Origin of the sequence: Hansschlegelia beijingensis (assembly GCF_045505405.1) — a bacterium.
In the GTDB taxonomy this organism is placed as follows: domain Bacteria; phylum Pseudomonadota; class Alphaproteobacteria; order Rhizobiales; family Methylopilaceae; genus Methylopila; species Methylopila beijingensis_A.
Genome location: NZ_JBJKEX010000283.1, coordinates 1 through 4,012 on the forward strand (window position 1 = coordinate 1; position 4,012 = coordinate 4,012).

The 4,012-nt window shown below is 70.9% G+C and carries 5 protein-coding genes and 1 pseudogene; 5 read left to right on the forward strand and 1 reads right to left on the reverse strand.

The window, feature by feature from the left end; genetic code table 11:
- The 5 genes from ACIKT0_RS14315 to msrP form a co-directional block, all read left to right on the forward strand.
- Positions 1-338: NAD-binding protein (locus ACIKT0_RS14315; protein ID WP_407105993.1), on the forward strand; the 338-nt coding region annotated here is incomplete at its 5' end.
- A gap of 51 nt (positions 339-389) precedes the next feature.
- The gene (locus ACIKT0_RS14320; protein ID WP_407105994.1) at positions 390-746 is read left to right on the forward strand and encodes a DMT family protein; all 357 of its coding nucleotides are present in this window, start codon (positions 390-392) and stop codon (positions 744-746) included.
- A gap of 72 nt (positions 747-818) precedes the next feature.
- Positions 819-2,021, forward strand: coding sequence for a pyridoxal phosphate-dependent aminotransferase (locus ACIKT0_RS14325; protein ID WP_183395597.1), 1,203 nt, complete (start codon positions 819-821; stop codon positions 2,019-2,021).
- A 70-nt stretch (positions 2,022-2,091) separates the two neighbouring features.
- On the forward strand, positions 2,092-2,622 hold the full coding sequence (locus tag ACIKT0_RS14330; RefSeq protein ID WP_407105995.1) for a DUF992 domain-containing protein: 531 nt from the start codon (positions 2,092-2,094) through the stop codon (positions 2,620-2,622).
- Positions 2,623-2,729: 107 nt separating this feature from the next.
- Positions 2,730-3,719 carry a protein-methionine-sulfoxide reductase catalytic subunit MsrP gene (msrP, locus tag ACIKT0_RS14335; protein WP_407105996.1) on the forward strand — a complete coding sequence of 330 codons (990 nt, stop codon included), beginning with the start codon at positions 2,730-2,732 and terminating at the stop codon, positions 3,717-3,719.
- Positions 3,720-3,819: 100 nt separating this feature from the next.
- On the opposite strand, the pseudogene ACIKT0_RS14340 reads toward msrP, so the two are convergent.
- Positions 3,820-4,012: pseudogene (locus ACIKT0_RS14340) on the reverse strand (hypothetical protein); the annotation flags it as partial.

Consider the following 4,012-nt stretch of genomic DNA (forward strand, 5'->3'; position numbering starts at 1 on the left):
GATCTGCCGGCGGGGCCGATCCGGCCGCCGTGCGGGAGGCGATCCGCGGCGGCTTCGCCGAGAGCCGCATCCTGGAGGAGCACGGCCGGCGCATGCTGGAGCGCGACTTCCGGCCGGGCGGGATGGTCGGCACCCAGATCAAGGATCTCGACACCGCGCTCGCCGCCGCGGCCGAGGCCGGCGTGACGCTGCCGCTGTCGCAGGACGTCCGCGACCGCTTCGTCGAGCTGCGCGACAGGCTCGGCGCCGGCGCCTACGACCACTCGGCGCTGCTGCTGCAGCTCGAGGCGATGGCCGGAGGCCGGCTAACGGACCGCCCCGACACCGCGCCCGCCTGACCCGGCCGCCCGCGTCCTCCCGTCCGCTTCCGTCTCTCCACCGGTGCTCCGATGCCGAACCTGTCGCCTGCGCTCGCGCCGCTCGTGCTTCTGCTGTGCTCGAACGTCTTCATGACGTTCGCCTGGTACGGCCACCTCAAGTTCAAGGGCGCGCCGCTGTGGGCGGCGATCCTGGTCAGCTGGGGCATCGCGCTGATCGAATACTGCTTCGCCGTGCCGGCGAACCGGATCGGCAGCGCGGTCTATTCGGGCGCCGAGCTCAAGGCGATGCAGGAGGTGATCACGCTCAGCGTGTTCGCGGTGTTCTCCGTCGCCTATCTGGGCGAGCGGCTGACGGTGAACCACGTCGTCGGCTTCGCGCTCATCGCGGCCGGGGCGTTCTTCGTCTTCAAGGGCCCGCTGCGCTGACCCGTTTCGGGTTGCGTCGCGCGGGTCCCGCGACATAGGGTCCGGCCGGAAATCGATGCCCGGAGCTCGCAAATGGCCTTCCTCGCCGACGCGCTGTCGCGCGTAAAGCCGTCCGCCACCATCGCGGTCACCCAGAAGGCGCGCGACCTCAAGGCGGCGGGCCGCGACGTCATCTCGCTCGGCGCCGGCGAGCCCGATTTCGACACGCCGCAGAACATCAAGGACGCGGCGATCGACGCGATCCGGCGCGGCGAGACCAAGTACCCCCCGGTCGCCGGCATCGCGCCGCTGCGCGAGGCGATCGCGCAGAAGTTCAAGCGCGAGAACGGGCTCGACTACCGGCCTTCGCAGACCATCGTGGCGACCGGCGGAAAGCAGATTCTCTACAACGCCTTCGTCGCGACGCTTAACCCCGGCGACGAGGTGATCGTGCCGGCGCCGTACTGGGTGAGCTACCCCGAGATGGTCGCGCTCAACGGCGGCACGCCGGTGATCGTCGACACCCGGATCGAGCACGGCTTCAAGCTGCGCGCCGAGGATCTCGAGGCGGCGATCACGCCCCGGACCAAGTGGGTGCTGCTCAACTCGCCCTCGAACCCCTCCGGCGCGGCCTATTCGCGGGAGGAGATCAAGGCGCTGACCGACGTGCTGCTGCGCCACGAGCATGTCTGGGTGCTGACCGACGACATGTATGAGCACCTCGTATTCGGCGGCTTCGAGTTCACCACGCCCGCCCAGGTCGAGCCGGCGCTCTACGACCGCACGCTGACCATGAACGGCGTCTCCAAGGCCTATTGCATGACCGGCTGGCGCATCGGCTACGCGGCGGGGCCGGACAAGCTGATCCGGGCGATGGAGATGGTGCAGGGCCAGCAGACCTCCGGCGCCTGCTCGATCGCCCAGTGGGCGGCGCTCGAGGCGCTCGCCGGACCGCAGGACTTCCTGCCGGGCTTCCGCGAGGCGTTCGAGCGGCGGCGCGACCTCGTGGTCTCGATGCTGAACCAGGCGCGCGGCCTGTCCTGCCCGACGCCGGAGGGCGCGTTCTACGTCTACCCGTCCTGCCAGGGCGCGCTCGGCCGCAAGGCGCCTTCGGGCAAGACCATCGAGACCGACGAGGACTTCGTCTCCGAGCTGCTCGAGGCCGAAGGCGTCGCGGTGGTGCACGGCTCGGCCTTCGGCCTCGGCCCGAACTTCCGCATCTCCTATGCGGCCGCCGACGAGACGCTGGAGGAGGCCTGCCGGCGCATCCAGCGTTTTTGCGCGGAACTGCGCTGACGCGGCCGAACGAAAGCCGCAGTCGGAGCGTTCGGTCATCGCGGGGACGACACCCGGGAGACCCACCACCATGCACGCAACGATCAGGGCCGGCCTCGTCGCGGCCGGCTGCCTCGCCGCCGGCGCGGCGCTCGCGGCCGACGCCAGCCACCCGTCCGTCACCATTTCGAAGCAGCGGCAATACTATCAGCCGGCGTCGGGCTACCAGGTCGGCACGCTGACCTGCGAGACGCCCGGCACGATCGGCTATGTGGTCGGCTCCCGGCGGGAGCTCTCCTGCGTCTACCGGCCGAGCGCCGGCCGCAACGCGGTCGACCTCTATATCGGGCGCATCAACAAGGTCGGCGTCGACGTCGGCGCCACCGGGCCGGGCGTGCTCGCCTGGGCCGTCGTGGCGCATTCCAACGACCTCGGGCCGGGCGATCTCGCCGGCAAGTATCTCGGCGCCTCGGCGAGCGCGGCGGCGCTGATCGGCGTCGGCGCCAACGTGCTGGTCGGCGGCTCGGACGCCACCGTCTCGCTGCAGCCGATCAGCCTCGAGGGCCACACCGGCATCGCGGTCGCGGCCGGCCTGTCGTCGCTGACGCTCGATCCGATCTGACGCGCGCGCCCTCGCGGGCTCGTGACGACGCGATGCGGCCGGAGGCGTAACCTCCGGCCGTTGTCGTTCGTAGATCCTCGCAGCGAACACCTGCCGCGGAGACCATCATGCTCATCCGACGCGTCCCGTCCTGGGCGATCCCCGAATCCGAGGCGACGCCCGAGCGTGTCTGGCTGAACCGGCGCAGCTTCATCGCCGCGGCGGGCCTCGCCGGCGCCGGCCTCGCGGCGTCCCCCGCGAGCGCGTTCTTCGGCTTCGGCGAGAAGAAGGCCGCAGCCCCCCAGCCGCCGGACCCCTCCGCCGGGCTCTACCCGGTGAAGCGCAACGAGGCCTACGCGCTGGACCGGCCGGTGACGCCGGAATCCTACAATCTCGGCTACAACAACTATTACGAGTTCAACACCTCGAAGAGCGTCGCCGAAGACGCCGCCGCGCTGCCGATCCGGCCCTGGACCATCAAGGTCGGCGGCATGGTGGAGAAGCCGTTCGAGATCGGCATCGACGACCTGCTGAAGAAGCTGCCGCCCGAAGAGCGGCTCTACCGCCACCGCTGCGTCGAGGCGTGGTCGATGGCGCTGCCCTGGTCGGGCATCCCGCTCAAGGACTTCGTCGCGATGGCGAAGCCGCTCGGCTCGGCCAAATACGTGGTGATGAAGACCTTCCTCAACCCCGACGTCGCGCCCGGCCAGGCGAGCCCGCTGTTCGACTGGCCCTACACCGAGGGCCTGACCATGGCGGAGGCCACCAACGACCTCGCCTTCCTGGCCACCGGCGCCTATGGCAAGCCGCTCGCCCGCCAGATGGGCGCCCCGATCCGCCTCGCGGTGCCGTGGAAATACGGCTTCAAGTCCGTCAAGGGCATCGTCAGCGTCGAGTTCACCGACAAGCGGCCCAAGACGCTGTGGGCGGTCGCCGGCCCCGGCGAATACGGTTTCTGGGCCAATGTGAACCCGGAGGTGCCGCACCCGCGCTGGAGCCAGGCCAGCGAGCGCGTGCTCGGCACCAACGAGCGGCGGCCGACGCTGCTGTTCAACGGCTACGCCGAGCAGGTCGCCGGCCTCTACAAATGGCTCGGCAACGAGGAGCTGTACCGCTGAGCCCTGCGCCGCGCCGCGCTTTTCCGGCCCCGTCGCGGCTGCGCGGGCGGCGGCGGGGCTTCCGCCTCGGTTGACCTGACGCCCTCCCGCAGGCCGCGGCTCAGCCGTCGAAATCGACCCGGTCGCGCTGCTCGGCGAGGCACGCGCAGTCGAGATCGCCCTGGCAGCGGCCGGCCCTTCGGCAGCCGACCGACAGGCAGGCGCGCCACAGCCCATAGGCGTCCGACAGTTTTCGGCACCGCGAGCGCTTCGGGCGCCGGCGCCGGCAGGCCCCTGCGGCGCGGCCATAGGCG

Coding starts and splice junctions, on each gene's coding strand:
- ACIKT0_RS14320 (WP_407105994.1), top strand. CDS start 390: ATGCCGAACCTGTCGCCTGCGCTCGCGCCGCTCGTGCTTCTGCTGTGC.
- ACIKT0_RS14325 (WP_183395597.1), top strand. CDS start 819: ATGGCCTTCCTCGCCGACGCGCTGTCGCGCGTAAAGCCGTCCGCCACC.
- ACIKT0_RS14330 (WP_407105995.1), top strand. CDS start 2,092: ATGCACGCAACGATCAGGGCCGGCCTCGTCGCGGCCGGCTGCCTCGCC.
- msrP (WP_407105996.1), top strand. CDS start 2,730: ATGCTCATCCGACGCGTCCCGTCCTGGGCGATCCCCGAATCCGAGGCG.